The organism is Stenotrophomonas sp., assembly GCF_059505245.1.
Genome location: NZ_JCACKF010000012.1, coordinates 59,886 through 77,814, shown reverse-complemented (window position 1 = coordinate 77,814; position 17,929 = coordinate 59,886). Strand labels below are relative to the sequence as shown.

17 protein-coding genes are annotated in these 17,929 nt (G+C 67.0%); 11 read left to right on the top strand and 6 right to left on the bottom strand.

The genetic code is table 11. The annotated features are described in order from the left end of the window. The first annotated feature begins 29 nt into the window (after positions 1-29). From ftsA to lpxC, 3 genes are all read left to right on the top strand, one after another. Positions 30-1,265: a cell division protein FtsA gene (ftsA, locus tag AC5JLE_RS04870; protein WP_005408083.1), complete on the top strand. Its 1,236-nt coding sequence runs from the start codon at positions 30-32 to the stop codon at positions 1,263-1,265. 170 nt (positions 1,266-1,435) lie between these two features. Beyond that, the gene (ftsZ, locus tag AC5JLE_RS04865) at positions 1,436-2,671 is read left to right on the top strand and encodes a cell division protein FtsZ (RefSeq protein ID WP_005415297.1); all 1,236 of its coding nucleotides are present in this window, start codon (positions 1,436-1,438) and stop codon (positions 2,669-2,671) included. Positions 2,672-2,876: 205 nt separating this feature from the next. After that, positions 2,877-3,788: a UDP-3-O-acyl-N-acetylglucosamine deacetylase gene (gene lpxC / locus AC5JLE_RS04860; protein WP_032956680.1), complete on the top strand. Its 912-nt coding sequence runs from the start codon at positions 2,877-2,879 to the stop codon at positions 3,786-3,788. Positions 3,789-4,069: 281 nt separating this feature from the next. On the opposite strand, the gene AC5JLE_RS04855 is transcribed toward lpxC, so the two are convergent. Beyond that, a complete protein-coding gene (locus AC5JLE_RS04855; RefSeq protein WP_032956682.1) occupies positions 4,070-4,519 on the bottom strand; it encodes a DciA family protein in 450 nt (149 codons plus the stop codon). A 12-nt stretch (positions 4,520-4,531) separates the two neighbouring features. Between AC5JLE_RS04855 and AC5JLE_RS04850 the strand changes: the two genes are divergently transcribed. The 3 genes from AC5JLE_RS04850 to AC5JLE_RS04840 all read left to right on the top strand — a co-directional run bounded on the left by AC5JLE_RS04850 (position 4,532) and on the right by AC5JLE_RS04840 (position 9,564). After that, entirely contained in the window at positions 4,532-5,488 is a 957-nt protein-coding gene (locus AC5JLE_RS04850; RefSeq protein ID WP_014645946.1) for a M23 family metallopeptidase, read from the top strand. Positions 5,489-5,775: 287 nt separating this feature from the next. Next, positions 5,776-8,508: a preprotein translocase subunit SecA gene (secA, locus tag AC5JLE_RS04845; protein ID WP_014645947.1), complete on the top strand. Its 2,733-nt coding sequence runs from the start codon at positions 5,776-5,778 to the stop codon at positions 8,506-8,508. 102 nt (positions 8,509-8,610) lie between these two features. Continuing rightward, positions 8,611-9,564 (top strand): Nudix family hydrolase, encoded by a 954-nt coding sequence (locus AC5JLE_RS04840; protein WP_049406070.1) that lies wholly within the window; start codon positions 8,611-8,613, stop codon positions 9,562-9,564. Positions 9,565-9,667: 103 nt separating this feature from the next. Here the strand turns inward: AC5JLE_RS04840 and AC5JLE_RS04835 are convergent, their stop codons facing one another. Together AC5JLE_RS04835 and metF are read right to left on the bottom strand one after the other, a co-directional pair. Beyond that, positions 9,668-10,252, bottom strand: a complete 585-nt coding sequence (locus tag AC5JLE_RS04835) for a DUF4124 domain-containing protein (RefSeq protein WP_075076538.1) — start codon at positions 10,250-10,252, stop codon at positions 9,668-9,670. A gap of 40 nt (positions 10,253-10,292) precedes the next feature. Continuing rightward, positions 10,293-11,120 carry a methylenetetrahydrofolate reductase [NAD(P)H] gene (metF, locus tag AC5JLE_RS04830; protein ID WP_032956691.1) on the bottom strand — a complete coding sequence of 276 codons (828 nt, stop codon included), beginning with the start codon at positions 11,118-11,120 and terminating at the stop codon, positions 10,293-10,295. A gap of 203 nt (positions 11,121-11,323) precedes the next feature. Here metF and AC5JLE_RS04825 point away from each other — a divergent pair, with 203 nt between their 5' ends. From AC5JLE_RS04825 to AC5JLE_RS04805, 5 genes are all read left to right on the top strand, one after another. Then, entirely contained in the window at positions 11,324-12,250 is a 927-nt protein-coding gene (locus AC5JLE_RS04825; RefSeq protein ID WP_100449344.1) for an alpha/beta fold hydrolase, read from the top strand. Between the two features lie 36 nt (positions 12,251-12,286). Further along, positions 12,287-13,336, top strand: a complete 1,050-nt coding sequence (locus tag AC5JLE_RS04820) for a sensor histidine kinase (RefSeq protein WP_049406076.1) — start codon at positions 12,287-12,289, stop codon at positions 13,334-13,336. After that, a complete protein-coding gene (locus AC5JLE_RS04815) occupies positions 13,333-14,064 on the top strand; it encodes a LytR/AlgR family response regulator transcription factor (protein WP_049406078.1) in 732 nt (243 codons plus the stop codon). The genes AC5JLE_RS04820 and AC5JLE_RS04815 overlap by 4 nt, the downstream gene beginning before the upstream one ends. A gap of 50 nt (positions 14,065-14,114) precedes the next feature. Then, entirely contained in the window at positions 14,115-14,699 is a 585-nt protein-coding gene (locus AC5JLE_RS04810; protein WP_014645954.1) for a DUF3228 family protein, read from the top strand. Between the two features lie 203 nt (positions 14,700-14,902). Then, complete coding sequence (locus AC5JLE_RS04805) at positions 14,903-15,436, top strand: energy transducer TonB (RefSeq protein WP_496065080.1); 534 nt, start codon at positions 14,903-14,905, stop codon at positions 15,434-15,436. A 70-nt stretch (positions 15,437-15,506) separates the two neighbouring features. On the opposite strand, the gene AC5JLE_RS04800 is transcribed toward AC5JLE_RS04805, so the two are convergent. From AC5JLE_RS04800 to AC5JLE_RS04790, 3 genes are all read right to left on the bottom strand, one after another. After that, entirely contained in the window at positions 15,507-15,992 is a 486-nt protein-coding gene (locus tag AC5JLE_RS04800) for a hypothetical protein (protein WP_049406083.1), read from the bottom strand. Beyond that, on the bottom strand, positions 15,992-16,465 hold the full coding sequence (gene ybaK, locus AC5JLE_RS04795; protein WP_014645957.1) for a Cys-tRNA(Pro) deacylase: 474 nt from the start codon (positions 16,463-16,465) through the stop codon (positions 15,992-15,994). Before ybaK ends, AC5JLE_RS04800 begins: the two co-directional genes overlap by 1 nt. Positions 16,466-16,574: 109 nt before the next feature. Beyond that, complete coding sequence (locus AC5JLE_RS04790; protein ID WP_164166795.1) at positions 16,575-17,918, bottom strand: peptidoglycan-binding protein; 1,344 nt, start codon at positions 17,916-17,918, stop codon at positions 16,575-16,577. Between the last annotated feature and the right edge of the window lie 11 nt (positions 17,919-17,929).

Sequence of the window (17,929 nt, the reverse complement as noted above, 5' to 3'; positions counted from 1 at the left end):
ACCCCGGCCAGAAGCACGCAGGAAAGGACATGAATCGCAAGGGTGACAAATCGCTGATCGTTGGCCTGGACATCGGCACCTCCAAGGTGGTGGCGCTGGTGGGCGAGTATTCGCCGGGCAACCCGATCGAAGTGATCGGCATCGGCTCGCACGAATCGCGCGGGCTGAAGCGCGGCGTGGTGGTGGACATCGAATCGACCGTGCAGTCGATCCAGCGCGCGGTGGAAGAAGCCGAGCTGATGGCCGGCTGCGAGATCCGTTCGGTGTACGCCTCGATTTCCGGCAACCACGTGCAGTGCAAGAACTCGCCGGGCATCGTGCCGATCCGCGACGGTGAAGTGACCTGGGGCGACCTGGATCGCGTGCTCGACGCGGCCAAGGCGGTGGCGATCCCGGCCGACCAGAAGATCCTCCACGCGATCCCGCGCGAGTACGTGCTGGACGATTCGCAGGAAGGCATCCGCAACCCGGTCGGCATGACCGGCGTGCGCCTGGAAGTGCATGCGCACCTGGTGGTGTGCGCGCAGTCGGCGGCGGCCAACATCAGCAAGTGCGTGCAGCGCTGCGGCCTGCAGGTGGACGACCTGGTGCTGTCCTCGCTGGCCTCCAGCGTGGCAGTGCTGACCGCCGACGAGCGCGAGCTGGGCGTGGTGCTGGTCGACATGGGCGCCGGCACCACCGACATCGCGGTGTTCGTGCAGGGTGCGATCTGCCACACCGCCTCGCTGCCGATCGCCGGCGACCACGTGACCAACGACATCGCGCACATGCTGCGCACGCCGACCCCGGAAGCCGAGCAGATCAAGGTGCGCTATGCCTGCGCCCTGGCCCAGCTGGCCACGGCCGAGGAGAGCATCCAGGTGCCGTCGGTGGGCGACCGCCCGCCGCGCCGCATGCCGCGCCATTCGCTGGCGCAGGCCGTGCAGGGCCGCTACGAGGAAATCTTCGAGATGGTGCAGGCCGAACTGCGCCGCTCCGGCTTCGAGGAGCTGGTGCGCGCCGGCATGGTGCTGACCGGTGGCGCGTCGAAGATGGAAGGCGTGGTCGAACTGGCCGAGGAAATGCTGCAGATGCCGGTGCGCGTGGGTATCCCGCAGCACGTCACCGGCCTGGGCGAAGTGGTCGGCAACCCGGTACACGCCACCGGCGTGGGCCTGCTGCTGATGGGTAGCCAGATCGAGCACCCGCGGCGGCCGTCGCTGCCCACCGGGCGCGCCGGAAGCATGTTCAAGAAACTCAAGACCTGGTTCCGCGGCGAGTTCTGACGCGGAACCCGTAAACCCGGGCCTCGCCCGGGCGCAACACCCGCAGTACCCGCATCACAACGCAGTACCGGCTACACACAACCCACACAGCCGCAACGTCGGCATGCAGCAGGACGGCAGGACGCCCGAATGCCCATGCCAGCCAAAGCGGATACAACGAGGACACGGACATGGCGCATTTTGAACTGATCGAAAAGATGGCACCCAATGCGGTGATCAAGGTGGTTGGCGTGGGCGGCGGCGGCGGCAATGCCGTGGCGCACATGGTCAACTCGGCAGTGGATGGCGTGGAATTCATCACTGCCAACACCGACTCGCAGGCCATCAAGAATTGTGGTGCCAAGCTGCAGCTGCAGCTGGGTACCAACGTGACCAAGGGCCTGGGCGCAGGCGCGAACCCGGAAGTCGGCCGCCAGGCCGCGCTGGAAGACCGTGAGCGCATCATGGACGCGCTGCAGGGCGCCGACATGGTGTTCATCACCGCCGGCATGGGCGGCGGCACCGGTACCGGCGCTGCGCCGGTGGTGGCACAGCTGGCCAAGGAAATGGGCATCCTGACCGTGGCCGTGGTCACCAAGCCGTTCCCGTTCGAAGGCCGTCGCCGCATGCAGGTGGCGCTGAAGGGCATCGAGGAACTGAGCCAGCACTGCGACTCGCTGATCACCATCCCGAACGAGAAGCTGATCACCGTGCTGGGTCGCAACGCGACCATGATCCAGGCCTTCCGCGCTGCCAACGACGTGCTGCAGGGCGCCGTGCAGGGCATCGCCGACCTGATCGTGCGTCCGGGCCTGATCAACGTCGACTTCGCCGACGTGCGCACCGTCATGTCCGAAATGGGCCTGGCGATGATGGGTACCGGCACCGCCCGTGGCGATGACCGCGCCCAGGCCGCTGCCGAATCGGCGATCCAGAACCCGCTGCTGGACGATGTGAACCTGGCTGGTGCCAACGGCATCCTGGTCAACATCACCGCCGGCGCCGATTTCACCATGGCCGAGTTCGACGAGATCGGCCGCACCATCGATGGCTTCGCTTCCGAAGATGCCACCGTGGTGGTCGGCACCGTGCTCGATCCGGACATGCAGGACGAAGTGCGCGTGACCGTGGTGGCCACCGGCCTGAACCGCGTCTCGGCCAGCAAGACCCAGCGTCCGGGCGAGCGTGCGCCGATCAAGCTGGTCCGCAACGCCACCACCGGCCAGCCGGAGTTCGGCGAGTTCGACAACGGCGGCGATGCCGTCTCCAAGGCGGTGGGTGGCATGGGCCTGGGCCTGCGTCGCGCCAGCAGCGATACCGCAGCGGCCTCCGCCCCTTCGGCCCCGGCCGCTTCGGCCCCGGCGGCGGCGGAACTGCCGAACGATTACCTGGACATCCCGGCGTTCCTGCGCCGCCAGGCGGACTAAGCGGGGCGGCCCGGGGTTGTCCTCCCCGGGTTGCGCCACCATGTCCTGAAAACGCGGGCGCCGGGCCAGGATGGGCCCGGCCGCCCTGCTTCACGCGCTTTCCAGCGGCGTGCCGGTGGATCCTGCCGGTGGCTGCAACTGGCGTTTCAGCCGGGGTAGGGGAGTGCGCGTGTTAATCTAATGTGTCACTTCCGGTCCATCCCCCATGATCCAGCAACGCACCCTCAAGAACACGATCCGCGCCACCGGCGTTGGCCTGCACAGTGGTGACAAGGTCTACATGACCCTGCGCCCGGCACCGGTCAACCATGGCATCGTGTTCCGCCGCGTGGACCTGGACCCGGTGGTGGAGGTGCCGGCCAAGGCCGAACTGGTCACCGAAGTGACCCTGTGCACCGGCCTGACCTGCAACGACGCAAAGATCCAGACCGTCGAACACCTGATGTCGGCGCTGGCCGGCCTGGGTGTCGACAACATCATCGTCGAACTGTCCTCGGCCGAGCTGCCGATCATGGACGGTTCGGCCGGCCCGTTCGTGTTCCTGCTGCAGTCGGCGGGCATCGTCGAACAGGATGCGCCCAAGCGCTTCATCCGCGTGCTCAAGACCGTGGAGGTGACCGAGGGCGACAAGGTGGCCCGCTTCACCCCGTACGAGGGCTACAAGCTGGGCTTCACCATCCAGTTCGACCACCCGATGATCCCGGCCAAGCAGTCGCGGCAGGAAATCGAGTTCTCGACGCTGGCCTACACCAAGGAAATCTCCCGCGCGCGCACCTTCGGTTTCATGCGCGACCTGGAATACATGCGCGAGCGCAACCTGGGCCTGGGCGGTTCGATGGACAACGCCATCGTGCTGGACGAGTTCCGCGTGCTCAACGAAGACGGCCTGCGCTACGCCGACGAATTCGTGCGCCACAAGATCCTTGACGCCATTGGCGACCTCTACCTGGCCGGTGGCCAGGTGCTGGGCGCCTACGAGGGCTTCAAGTCCGGCCACGCGCTCAACAACAAGCTGGTGCGGGCCCTGATGGCCGACGCCAGCGCCTGGGAATGGGTCAGCTTCGACTCGCCGACCAGCCCGGATCCGGTGGAATATGCCACCCCGGCCTACGCCTGATTCCATAGATCGTTGAATTTCAAGATAAAAACGCCGCCTTCCAGGGCGGCGTCGTTGTTTCCGGCGCTGGCGACGCATTCAGCGTGCTTGAAAGGCGTCAAGGCCGGTTCAAGGTCACGGTTTTGTGAACCTGTTGGATCGGAAGCCTGAATTTAACGAAGTTTTAACTTCAATCTAACGACAGGCCCCCGGTTGGCCGCTAGGATGCGACCCGGCCCCCGAAATGTTTCACGCCGTGGTGACACGCGCGACGGGGAGCGGAGCCGGATGCTCCGTTGCCATCAGGACCGCTTCTTCGGCTTCGAGGGAACGTCCTGCAGGCAAGCCAAGGCGTCGCGTAGCCCTTTGTGCGTGGCGGCTGAAACTGCGTGGGGGCCATTCCGGTTGTCGATCGCTGGGGAGCGTGAGGGAGTGGTGGACGCAGTCTTGATGGTCACCCTGGTGGCCTTCAGCCCGATGGAACGGGCCGCGTCGAGCAACTGGGCTTCGGCAAGCCGCAACTTGGCATGCCAGACCGGGGACTCGACGAGAAAAACGAGGTGTTCCCCGTCCACATTGGCCAGCCGGCAGCGGCTGCGCAGAGGTGGCGGCAACTGGGGGCGCAACTGCCGGTCCAGCGCGTCGAGCCACAAGGCCCGACGCAGCGGGTTCCCGCTTTTGTCCGCCATTACCGCATCCAGCGCCGGTTTCGGCACTGACGCGGGGCGAACGCTGGATTTCGGCTCAGACATGAAAACTCACTGATGGCATTCAAAAAGATCGTAATCAAAACGCGTGAAGGACAGGCCAAGGCGTCGCCGATCACGCGTTTGCGGTTCTATTTCGAGGACCGCCCCCGCGCCCTGCTGGGCAGCGTGCTCGGGGTAGGCTGCATTATCGGCCTTGCCGGCGGCATTGGCGCCAGTGCGCTGAATGATTCGCGCCTGCAGGCCAAGGTCGAGCGCCAGGATGCGGAGCTGGCCAAGGTCAAGCGCGATGCGCAGACCCAGGTCAACGCGCTGGCTGCCCGCCTCGGCGAGCTGCAGGCGCAGGCCACCCGCCTGAACGCCCTCGGCGAACGGCTGACCCAGATGGGCAAGCTGGAAGATGGCGAATTCGACTTCAACGAGACCCCCGGCCTCGGTGATGGCGACGCCGGCGGCCCGACCAGCGACATCCCGGTCAAGGACGTCAACGCCGACTTACAGGTGCTGGAGCAGCGCTTTGCTGCTTCAGGCCGCCAGTTGTCGGTGATGGAATCGCTGATGTTCGACCACCAGCTGCAGCAGAACGCCGTGCCGTCGCGCATGCCGATCCGCAACAGCTACGTGACCTCCGGCTTCGGCACCCGTGCCGACCCGTTCGGCCGCGGCGCCGCCACCCACAAGGGCATGGACTTCCACGCCAAGGTCGGTGACCCGGTGATGGCCGTGGCCGAAGGCGTGGTCAGCTTCGCCGGTGTGAAGGGCGGCTATGGCAACGTCGTCGATGTCGACCACGGTAACGGCTATGTCACCCGCTACGCGCACAATTCGCGCCTGGTGGTGAAGGCCGGTGACCTGGTCCGCGCCGGCCAGGAAGTGGCCAAGGCCGGTTCCACCGGCCGTTCGACCGGTGCCCACGTGCACTTCGAGGTGTGGGAGAACGGCAACGTGGTCAACCCGCGCAAGTTCCTCGGCGACGGCGGCAACACGCCGGTCGGCCGCGTCAGCCGCGGCTGATGCCCGGGTCGGATTCCTTCCGCGCCGCGGAAGGGCTCTGACCCGATTCGGTTGAGGGCTGGGGTCAGAGCCCTTTCGCCATGGCGAAAGGGGTCCGACCCCGCATCCGTGTTTCTTTGCCGAATCCGGGGCGATTGCGACCGGATTGGCGCTTGAAACCTCAGCCGCCCGTCCCAAGCTACAATGGGTGTTGCCATCGACAGGGCGCCAGGCGCCCTGTTTCGTTTGCGGCGGACGGATCCCAAGGGGGAGGCCGGGCGTCGTGTCCATCCAACCCGGTTCCTTCAATGATCAACAGCCTGCTTACCCGCGTATTTGGCAGTCGTAACGAACGACAGCTGCGCCAGCTCAACCGCATCGTCGCCAAGATCAATGCGCTGGAGCCGGAGATCGAGAAGCTTTCCGACGAGCAGCTTCAGGCCAAGACGCCGGAGTTCAAGCAGCGCATCGCCGGCGGTGAAGCCCTGGACAAGGTGCTGCCGGAAGCGTTCGCGGTCTGCCGCGAAGCCGGCCGCCGCGTGCTGGGCATGCGCCACTACGACGTGCAGCTGATCGGCGGCATGGTGCTTCACCTGGGCAAGATCGCAGAAATGCGCACCGGTGAAGGCAAGACCCTGGTGGCGACCCTGCCGGTGTACCTCAACGCGCTGGAAGGCAAGGGCGTGCACGTGGTCACCGTGAACGACTACCTGGCTCGCCGCGACGCCGCGCAGATGGGCAAGCTGTACAACTGGCTGGGCCTGAGCGTGGGCGTGGTGTACCCGGGCATGCCGCACAGCGACAAGCGCGAAGCCTACGCGGCCGACATCACCTACGGCACCAACAACGAATTCGGCTTCGACTACCTGCGCGACAACATGGCGCTGTCCAAGGCCGACCGTTACCAGCGCGGCCTGCACTACGCCATCGTCGACGAAGTCGACTCCATCCTGATCGACGAAGCGCGTACCCCGCTGATCATCTCCGGTCCGGCCGATGATTCCCCGGAGCTGTACATCCGCGTCAACCGCGTCGTGCCGCACCTGGTCAAGCAGGAAGCGGAAGACGGCGAAGGCGATTTCTGGGTCGACGAGAAGGGCAAGCAGGTGCACCTGTCCGAAGCGGGCATGGAGCACGCCGAGCAGCTGCTGGTTGAAGCCGGCATCCTCGACGGCGAGACCGAAGGCCTGTACGCGGCGCAGAACCTGACCGTGGTCCACCACCTCAACGCCGCCCTGCGCGCGCACGCGATCTACCAGCGTGACGTGGACTACATCGTGCGCGACGGCGAAGTGGTCATCGTCGATGAGTTCACCGGCCGTACCCTGGCCGGCCGCCGCTGGTCCGACGGCCTGCACCAGGCGGTGGAAGCGAAGGAAGGCGTGCCGGTCCAGCGCGAAAACCAGACGCTGGCCAGCATCACCTTCCAGAACCTGTTCCGCATGTACAAGAAGCTGTCCGGCATGACCGGTACGGCCGACACTGAAGCATTCGAGTTCCAGAGCATCTACGGCCTGGAAGTGGTGGTGATCCCGACCAACCGCCCGACCATCCGCAAGGACAGCCCGGACCAGGTGTTCCTCAACCGCAAGGGCAAGTTCAATGCGGTGCTGGCCGACATCGAAGAGTGCGCCAAGCGCGGCCAGCCGGTGCTGGTGGGTACCACCTCGATCGAAACCTCGGAAATGCTGTCCGAGCACCTGAGCAAGGCCGGCGTGAAGCACGAAGTGCTCAACGCCAAGCAGCATGACCGCGAAGCGACCATCGTCGCCAACGCTGGCCGCCCGGGCGCAGTGACCATCGCCACCAACATGGCCGGCCGCGGTACCGACATCGTGCTGGGCGGTTCGCTGGAAGCCGAGATCCACGCCCTGGGCGAGGACGCGACCGACGAGCAGAAGGCAGCGGTCAAGGCCGAATGGCAGAAGCGCCACGAGGCAGTGAAGGCGGCGGGCGGCCTGCACATCGTCGGCACCGAGCGCCACGAATCGCGTCGTATCGACAACCAGCTGCGCGGCCGTTCGGGCCGCCAGGGTGACCCGGGTTCGTCCCGCTTCTACCTGTCGCTGGAAGACAACCTGATGCGCATCTTCGCCTCCGACTGGGTGCAGAAGGCCATGCGCATGATGGGCATGAAGGAAGACGACGTCATCGAGGACCGCCTGGTCAGCCGGCAGATCGAAAAGGCGCAGCGCAAGGTCGAGGCCCACAACTTCGACATCCGCAAGAACCTGCTGGACTTCGACGACGTCAACAACGACCAGCGCAAGGTGATCTACGCCCAGCGCGACGAGCTGCTGGATGCCGAGTCGGTGAAGGCGAATGTCGATGGCATCCGCGACGACGTGATCTTCGACATCGTGGCGCGCTTCGTGCCGCCGAACTCGATCGACGAGCAGTGGGACCTGCGCGGCCTGGAAGCGACCCTGGAGTCGGACTTCGGCCTGCAGATGTCGCTGACCGACCTGGTCAAGGAACACGAAGAGCTGGACGCTGAGGCCATCGCCACCAAGGTCCAGGAGCGCGTCAACCAGCACTTCGCCGAGAAGGAAGCCGGCCTGGGCGAAGAAACCATGCGCGCGCTGGAGAAGCACGTGATGCTGACCGTGCTGGACCAGAGCTGGAAGGAGCACCTGGCGCGCATGGATTACCTGCGCCAGGGCATCTACCTGCGTGGTTACGCGCAGAAGCAGCCGAAGCAGGAATACAAGAAGGAAGCCTTCGAGCTGTTCTCGGACATGCTGGAGAACGTCAAGCGCGAAGTGGTGACCCTGCTGGCCCGCGTGCGCATCCGCAGCGACGAGGAAGTGCAGGCGCTGGAAGCGGCCGAGCGCCAGCAGGCGCAGGCGCGCCTGAGCCAGTCGCAGTTCCAGCACCAGGATGCCGGCGGTTACAGCGCCGACGAGGAAGCCGCGCAGGTCGAAGCCGCCCAGCAGGGCGTGGCCACGCTGCAGCGCGACGAGCCGAAGATCGGCCGCAATGATCCGTGCCCGTGCGGCAGTGGCAAGAAGTACAAGCACTGCCACGGCCAGCTGAGCTGACCCCGGAAGGCCCCGCGCAAGCGGGGCCTTCTGCTTTGGCGCGGGCGATCCGGCGCGGATTCGTGATTGCGCTGGCCGCCCTGTTCTGGGCATGCTGGCCCCATGGTTTCTCCCACCCGATCGATCCATGTCGTGGCCGCCGTCATCACCGACGCCCGTGGCCGCGTGCTGCTCAACCGCCGTACCGAGAACCGCGACATGGCTGGCCTGTGGGAGTTCCCCGGCGGCAAGCGCGAATCCGGCGAGACCTCCGAACAGGCGCTGGTGCGTGAACTGCGCGAAGAGCTGGGCATCGAGGCCGATGTCGGGCCCTGGCTGATGGATGTGCCGCAGCGCTATCCGGACAAGCACCTGACCCTGGAAGTGCGCCACGTGCGCAGCTGGAAGGGCACACCGCGCGGGCGCGAGGGCCAGGCGATCACCTGGGTGGCGCAGGACAAGCTGGGCCGCTATTCCATGCCGCCGGCCGACCTGCCGGTGGTGGCCGCACTGCGCCAACCGGATCGCTACCTCATCACGCCGGCGCCGGCCGAAGATGCCGGCGGCGTGCAGCACTGGCATGAACGGCTGCAGCAGGCAGTGGCGGCGGGCCAGCAGCGCATCCAGCTGCGCCTGCCGCCGGAGCATCCGCAACGGCAGGCGATGATCGAACAGGCCGTGCGCGCGCATCGTCGCGGCGTGCAGTGGCTGCTCAACCGCGATGTCGCGTTGGCCCGCACACTGGGCGTGGGCGTGCACCTGGGCAGCGAGCAGTTGCTGGCCCTGCAGGAGCGGCCCTTGCCGGAAGGACAGCTGGTCGCCGCGTCCTGCCACGACCTGGAGCAGCTGCAGGCGGCGCAGCAGTTGGGCTGCGACTTCGCGGTGCTCGGCCCGGTGCAGGCCACGGCCAGCCATCCCGGGGCAGTGCCGCTGGGCTGGGAGGCCTTCGCTGCGCTGCGCGCGCAGGTATCGCTGCCGATCTACGCGTTGGGCGGCATGGCCGCCGGCCATATCGCCGAAGCGCGTCGGCATGGCGGGCAGGGCATCGCTGCGATTCGTGGGCTGTGGCCGGCGTGAGCCGGCATGCAGGGTCAGATCCCTGCGCAGCAGGGCTCTGACCCCATCGCGGCAATCCGGGGTCGGAGCCCTTTTCGCTGGGAAGGGATCCGACCCCTCCCGATCACAACGTGATCCAGAAGCATCCGTATTGCCGCCGCAATCCCAGCACCGTGGACGCTCGCGACGCGCTGCCGGGCAGCGTCTGCTCCAGGCGCAGGCCGACCGGATGCCGTGGCGCTGGCGGCTCAGGGTCGGATTCCTGCGCCGCAGGGCTCTGACCCTCTTCCTGCGAGGACGCCAGCCCCTGTGGCGGATACACCGGCACCACGTCCACCAGTGGCCGCCGTGCCAAGGATTCCAACTGGCCGAGGATGCGCTGCGCGCCGGCATCGGAGACCGCACCCCACAGGTACAGCGAGGACAGCCGGTTCACATCGTTGCTGACGATGCCGGTGCGCAGTGCGTCCACCAGCTCGCTCAGGCGTCGTGGGCAGCGCGCACCCAGGGTGTCGCGTGGCAGGGTGCTGCCGGTGGGCGCGGGCGGTGGCAATCGCGACCGGGCGCCAACGCTGTCGCAGGGGCGGTCGGTATACACGCTCTGCCCCTGCGCATCGGTGCAGCGGTTCAAGCGCGGGGACTGCGCATGGACAATGCTCGATACCGAACACAACGACAGCAGCAACAGCAGGAAGGAAAACCGGTTCATCGGCGCAGGGTAGCGCCGATCGCGGTGGCATGGCGTGCTTTCAGCCGTGCAGCAGCTTCAACACCGACGTGGTCGGCTTGGCCAGGTTCAAGGTGTAGAAGTGCAGGCCCGGCGCGCCGCCCTCGATCAGGCGCTGGCACAGTTTGGCCACCACTTCGGTACCGAACGCCCGCACCGATTCGGCGTCATCGCCATAGGCCTGCATCTTGCGGCTGATCCAGCGCGGGATCTCCGCACCGCATTGCTCGGAGAAGCGGCGCAGCTGGCTGAAGTTGGCGATCGGCATGATGCCGGGCGTGATCGGCACCTGCACGCCGAGCCGGCGCACGGCATCGACGAAGTGGAAGTACGCATCCGGGTTGTAGAAATACTGGGTGATCGCCGCGTCGGCGCCGGCATCGATCTTGGCCTTGAAGTGCTTCAGGTCGGCCAGTGCATCGGAGGCCTGTGGATGGGTCTCCGGATAGGCACCGACTTCGATGCGGAAGGCGGTGCCGTGTTCGGCGCGGATGAAGTCGATCAGCTCGGCGGCGTAGCGCATGTCACCGGGGAAGCCCATGCCGGAGGGCAGGTCGCCACGCAGCGCGACCAGACGATGGCAGCCGATGGCGCGGTACAGCTTGAGCAGTTCGCGGATTTCCTGGCGGGTGCCGCCGACACAGGACAGGTGCGGTGCAGCCTCGAAGCCGTGGTGCTGGTTGAGGTGGCGCACGGTCTCGGAGGTATAGCTCAGGGTCGAGCCACCGGCGCCGAAGGTACAGGACACGTACTCGGGGCCGTAGTCCTTCAGCCTGGCCGCGGCGCGGTCCAGCTGGCTGCGCTGTTCGTCGGTCTTGGGCGGATAGAACTCGAAGCTGATGGCGGTCATGGCACGGGCGGCAGCGGCGGGTGCGGGTCAGTATATCGCTTCATCAAGATGGATGTTAGTTGGCTGCATGGACTGGCACCGTCCGCCGCCGGCGACCGTTTGCCCGGGTCTGCGGCCGTTGCTCCGGAATCGCAACCTGGCTGCCGTAGCCGGGCGCACGCTGCTCCCATCCCGGCACCCCCCACCTGATGAAGGAGCACACGATGAAGATCTTCCTGGCACTCTGGTACGCGATGAAGGCCCTGGCCCGGCTGGCGATGATCGGCATGGCGATGGCCGTGCTCGGCTCCGGTTCCGCGCATGCCGCCACCGGCTCGACCGCTGGCAAGGTACAGGTCGAGGTGGTCGGCATGGGGCGACCGCTGCTGATGATCCCCGGCCTCAACAGCAGCGCCGAGGCCTGGCGCGAGACCTGCCTGGCCCTGAAGGACGTGCAGTGCCACCTGGTGCAGTTGCCGGGCTTTGCTGGCGCGGCAGCGGCCGACCCGCGCCCGGCCGGCTTCCTGCCGGCGATGCGCGGGCAGCTGCTGGCCTACCTGCATGACCAGCACCTGGGGCCGGTGGTGGTGGTCGGCCACAGCCTCGGTGGCGTGCTGGGCCTGCAGATGGCGCAGGCCGAGCCGAAGGCGATCAGCGCACTGGTGGTGGTCGATGCCCTGCCGTTCCTGCCGGCGGCGCGCGACCCGAGTGCCACCGCTGACAGCGTGCGGCCGATGGCCGACCGTCTGCGCAGCGGCATGCTGGCCGCCGATGCCGTGCAATGGCAGGCGCAGTTGAAGGCGGGCCTGCCGGGCATGACCCGCGATCCGCAGCGCCAGGCCGAGCTGGGCCGCTGGGGCGAAGCCAGCGACCGCCGGACCACGGCCGATGCGATGCATGCGGTGATGACCACCGACCTGCGCGACAGCATCGCTTCGATCACCGCGCCGACGCTGGTGCTCGGCAGCTGGGCCGGCTACCAGCCGTTGGGCGGCACCGAGGACGGCACGCGTGCGGTGTTCCAGGCCCAGTACGCGAAACTGCAGGGCGTGCAGATCGCGATGAGCGCGCAGGGTTTCCACTTCCTGATGTGGGATGATCCGCGCTGGTTGCAGGAACAGGTGCAGCGTTTCCTCGCCGCGCATCCCTGACCCTTGTCCGCCCTCCTGCCACCGCCGAGAGCCCGCATGGACGCCACCACGCCTTCCCGCCGTTTCTGGACGCTCAATGCACTGGCATGGGCCGGCTATGCGCTGTACGGGCTGTGGGTCGGCATGCGGATCGGTGGCGGCATCGTGTTCAGTGGCATCGTGCTGATCACCGTCAGCGTCGCGGTCTCACTCTGGCTGTGCAGCGGCGCATTGCGTTCGGTTGCACTGCGCCAGCGCTGGTGGGAGGGCAGCCTGGGCAGCCTGGTGCTGAAACTGGCTGCCGGCGTGGTGCTCGGGGCCAGCGTCGCACAGGCGGTAACGGCGGCGCTGCTGCTGCCGGCGCTGGCGCTGGGTTGGGTGCAGCTGCCTGGCGGCCATGCGGATTACCAGTGGTCTTCGGTGCTGCTGTATTGGATGAACACCGCGTTGTTCCTGCTGGTGTGGACCGGTTTGTGGGCGGGCCTGCACGGCCTGCGGCGGGCACGCCACAGCGAGCTGGCACGCCTGCGCGCCGAAGCCGAACGCAGTGCGCTGGAACGTGACGCACTGCGTGCGCGGCTCAATCCGCACTTCATGTTCAATGCGCTGAACAACCTGCGTGCGCTGATCCTGGAAGACCCGGAACGGGCCCGTGACATGGTCACCCGCCTGTCGCGCACGCTGCGCCAGGCGCTGGCACACAGCCGCAGCGAGCAGGTCACCCTGGCCGAGGAACTGGCGGTGGTCGATGATTACCTGGCCATCGAGGCGGTCCATTTCGAACAGCGCCTGCAGGTGCGGCAGCAGATCGATGCCGATGCCACGCAGGCGCAGCTGCCGGCGATGGCGTTGCAGTTGCTGGTGGAGAACGCGATCAAGCACGGTATCGCCAGCCGACCCGGCGGCGGCGAGGTGCAGATCCGCGCCACGCTGGACAATGACGTGCTGCGGTTGCAGGTGGACAATCCACTTCCAACCGGCAGCGAACCCACCCATGGCCATGGCGTCGGCCTGGCCTACCTGCGTGCGCAGCTGGGCATGCGTGGCCGATTCGTGCTGCAACCGGTCGGCGACCGCATGCAGGCCCTGCTGGAGATTCCGCAATGAGTGGCGTGCTGCGTGTGTTGATCGTTGATGATGCACGGCTGGCGCGGCAGGAGCTGCGCACGCTGTTGTCGGCGCTGCCATGGGTGCAGTGCGTGGGCGAGGCCGACGATGTGCCCGCTGCACGCGAGGCGATCGCCACACTGGCGCCAGACCTGGTGCTGCTGGATGTGCAGATGCCCTCCGGCAGCGGCTTCGATGTGCTGGATGGGCTGGAGACGGTTCCGGCGGTGGTCTTCGTTACTGCCTACGACACCTACGCGGTGCGCGCGTTCCAGGCCAATGCGCTGGATTATCTGGTGAAGCCGGTCGAGGCGCCGCGCTTGCTGGAAGCGTTGCAGCGGGCGCGCCAGCGCGAGGTGGTGGCGGGCGAAACGCCGGAGCCGCGCAGCACGCTGGGCGCGCACGACCAGGTGTTCGTGCGCGAGGGTGAACGCTGCTGGTTCGTGGCAGTCTCCGAGATCCGTCGGCTGGTGGTGGATGGCAACTACACGCGGCTGTGGTTCCGCGACCAGAACGCACTGCTGACCCGCAGCCTGAGCGCGCTGGAAGCACGTCTGCCGCCGGATCTTTTCTTCCGCGCCAACCGCAACACACTGGTCAACCTGCGCCGTATCCGTGGGGTGTCGCCCAGCATCGGCGACGGCTATGACCTGACGCTGGATGATGGCAGCGAGGTGGAGGTATCGCGGCGGCAGGCACGCGAGCTGCGCGAGCGGATGGCGTTGTAGGTGCTGCCAGCGGTTACCCTGTGCAGCGGATTCCCAGATCACGCCGCGCCATGTCCATCGTCCTCACCGATTTCGCCCGTCCCCGCCTGTTCCCGCGCGTGCCACGCGGCAATACCATCCAGGACTGCACTGCCGAGCAGTTCGAGGCACACCTCAATGCGCACGCGCCGCTGAAGGTGCTCGACGGCTACGCCCCGTTCTGCAAGTTGTTCGTCTACGAGAACTGGACCAGCACGCGCTGCCTGACGGTGCCGGTCACCGAGGCCAACCGCCACCAGCTGCGCAGCGGCTACGAAGCGCGCAACCGCGAGGAACTGCCGGTACTGGTGCGCTGGTTCGAGGGCGTGGAGTCGCCGCGCGCGAACTACCTGGTGGTGATCCTGTACAACGCCGAGCAGCTGGCCAGGGAAGGCTCACCGATCGAAGCCGACTGGGGCATCGTCGGCTGCATCTACACCGCCGAACCGGAAGAAGTGCCGATGGCGCCGATCACCATGATGCGCAATGCGCTGGGCGTGGAGGAGGGCGGTTCCGGCGTGCCATTGGACAAGGAGGCCTACCGGCGCTCGGTGGAGTTCTGGGAGAACAACGCCAACTGGCGGCCGGGGTCGGATCCCCGCATCGCAGGGCTCTGACCCGATCATTCGAGCCCCCGGTCGAAGCCTTTTCCTGAGGAGGGGATCCGACCCCAGGCGCGCGCTATGATCGGGCCAGGCAAACCCAAGGAGGGCAGGGCATGGCGGTCTGGGCAAGGATGATCCTGATGTTGCTGGCGGGCACGCTGCCCGCCCCCCCGGTACTGGCCGCGAAGCCCTCTGCCGGGATGGCCTGCGAACCCATGGCACGCCTTCCCGGGCTGCGCGATGCAGGCGTGACCGCGCTGTCGATGCAGCCGCAGGACGGCCGCTGCGTGATTGAAGTGGCGGCGGCCAATGGCAACGCGCTGCGTCGGCAGCAACGAATGCTGGAGGCGCTGGTGCAGCATGCCTGTGCCGCGCCGGCGCACGTGACCGTGAATGAGGTGCAGGTATCCCTGCAGCTGCGCCTGCCGACGTCCTGCGCGGCACGCAGCAAATGGGATCTGTTCGCGGGTGAAGGTATTCCCTGGCTGCCTCCACACGGCGTGTCGCCGCGCTATCCGGTGGAGGCCATGCGGCAGGGGCTGTCCGGCCGCAGCATGCTGAAGGCGTTGGTCGATGCGCGGGGGCGCGTTGCGGCCGTGATCGTGGAGACCTCCAGCGGTCATGCGTTGCTGGATGACGCTGCAGCGGAGGAGCTGCAGGGCTGGCGTTTCAGCCGCGCCGATGCGAAGGGTACGGTGCCGGCGTTGACCCTCGTGCGCATGCCGATGCGGTATGAATTCGTGGAGTGAGCGTCATCCACGCATGGCATGGATCTGGACGTACCGCAGCGGAGCCACGCCGTGCGTGGCTGCATCACTGTCAGAGGCGCTTCCACTCCCACCACGGGTAGTGGTATTCACGCTCGGTGGCGCTCCACGGCTGCGTGCAGGACGTGCACGTCACCCGGTAGCACTCACCCCAGCCATCCTCGGCCTCGCCTCGTCCGAGCAGCAGCGCGTGGCCCTGTTCCAGCAGCGGTGCAGGGTTGAAGAACACATAAGAAGGGTAGAGTGCGCACAGGCACCCCTCACGCGCCCGCCAGTAGCGCAGCCGTTGCAGGGCCGCCTTCAGGTGCGCCTGGTTGCTGATCAGCATGCCGCCAAGGGCGATGCCCTCGCAGCTGCGTTCGATCGTATCCGCATGTGCGACCAACGCGTCCAACGACGCGGTGCTGAACAGCCGTGCCACCGTGCGTGCGGCATCGGTGATGCGCGTGGCATCGCGCGACAGCAGGTCCTGCAGCAGCACGTCGGCCTGTGCATCGTCGAGCCGGGGTACCGGCGCTGCAGACCACGGCCAGCGCATCAGCGTGACTTGCCGATGGCAGCGTAGTGGCCGGCGGTGAGGCGCAGAAGGTCGGCCGGTGCCAGTTCTACCTCGAGGCCGCGGCGCCCGGCGCTGACATGCAGCGCGGGCAGCGCTTCGGCACTGGCGTCCAGGAACGTGCGCAGGCGTTTCTTCTGCCCCAGCGGGCTGATGCCACCGACCAGGTAGCCGGTCGCGCGCTGTGCGGCATCGGCGGCGGCCATCTCGCACTTCTTGCAGCCGGCGGCTTCGGCCAGCGCCTTCAGGTCGAGCTGGCCGGCGACCGGCACGATCGCCACCAGCAGTTCGTGTGCTTCCGTGCTGGCCAGCAGGGTCTTGAACACCTGGGCCGGGTCGAGGCCGAGCTTGTCGACGGCTTCGCCGCCATACGATTCGGCGTGGGCGTCGTGCACGTAGCTGCGCACGGTGTGGGCGATCTTCTCGCGCTTGAGCAGGTTGATGGCCGGGGTCATGGGCGCATCCTAGCGCGAGGTAGGGATATTGCCTTGACCGAAACTCGCGCATCAACGCAGGACGGGCCCCCGAAGGGCCCGTCCCGGCTGTGATCGTCGGCATCCCGCGTCAGCGCGACATCGACTGCTGCGTCTGAATCTGTTCCTGGGTCTGTCGCTGCGACAGTTCGTTGTCCAGCGCCTGGCTATGCCGCGTGCTGTCCTGCAGCGTGTGGTTCGCCGCCTGCGACAGGTCGACGTAAGTGCGGTGCATGGCGGGATCGCCAAGCTGGCCCTGCACGGCGAACACGCCCTGGTTGTCCGGCCGCGCCAGCACGGTATCGACCTGGCTCATGCCAGCCAGCTTGGACTCGTAAGCCACCAGGCCCGCGGCGTTCTCGAGCTGGCTGCGGTCATTGAACAGTGGCGCCAGGCCACCCTGGCGGCGTTGTTCTTCCAGCGTTTCCAGCTTTTCCACGACCTGCTGGTAACGTGGGTTGTCGGCATGGCCGGGGGTGGCCATGGTCGGTTCGGCGGCCTGCTGTTGCTGTTGCGCGATGGCCTTGTCGAGCGCACCCAGGGTGGTGGCACCGACCTTGCCATCGACGGTGAGCTGGTGCTCACGCTGGAACTGCTTGACCGCTTCCAGGGTGCCGGGCCCGAAATCGCCATCGGCTACCAGTGGCTTGCCGTCCTTGCCCAGGTAGCCCAGGTCGGCCAGCTTCTGCTGCATCGCCTTTACCTCATCGCCCCTGGCGCCGCTGACCAGTACGCCGTTGCCGCCGGGCGCGCCGAGCGACCCGTGCGAGGGGGCATGGGTGGGGGTGATGCCCAGCTGGGTCATGGCCCGGTCGAAGCGCTCATCGCGACTGGTCACCGCGGCCGGCGACTGGATGCCGTACTTGGTGGCATCGACGAAGTTCTGTACGTCGCCGCGGGTCGGCGGATTGCCGGCCTGGACCGTACCGCCCTGCAGCTTTTCCGCGTTGCCGGCCAGATAGCTGATGAACTGCGGGCCCATGCCGCCGAACTGGTTGTCATAGTCGGCCATGGCCAGCTGCAGTTCGGGGTTGGCCGCGATGGCATCGGCGGCGGCCGGGTTGGTGGCACGCACCTTGGCGATGGCTTCATCGACGCGCTCGATGGCGCTGTCCAGCTTGTCGTTGGTGAGCTGGTCCATCTTCGCCTGCGGAATGGCCTGCAACTTGGCGTCAAGCGCCGCCAGCTGCCGGGTGCTCAATCCGCCCTGCTGGGACAGCAGTTCGATGTCAGCGGCGGTGAAGCCGTTGTCGCGCAGGAAACGCCTGGCCTGTGGATTGCCGCCGACATCGAACTGCACCAGTCCGAACGAGTAGGTGCTTGCGCCTTTCTGCGCGTATGAGAAGTGGTCCAGGTGGCGGGTGTTGCCGCCCAGCTCCGTGTTGAGGAACAGCGTGGACAGTTGTTCGCGGGTAAGGGTGGAATCCTTTGCCATGGTCATCGTCC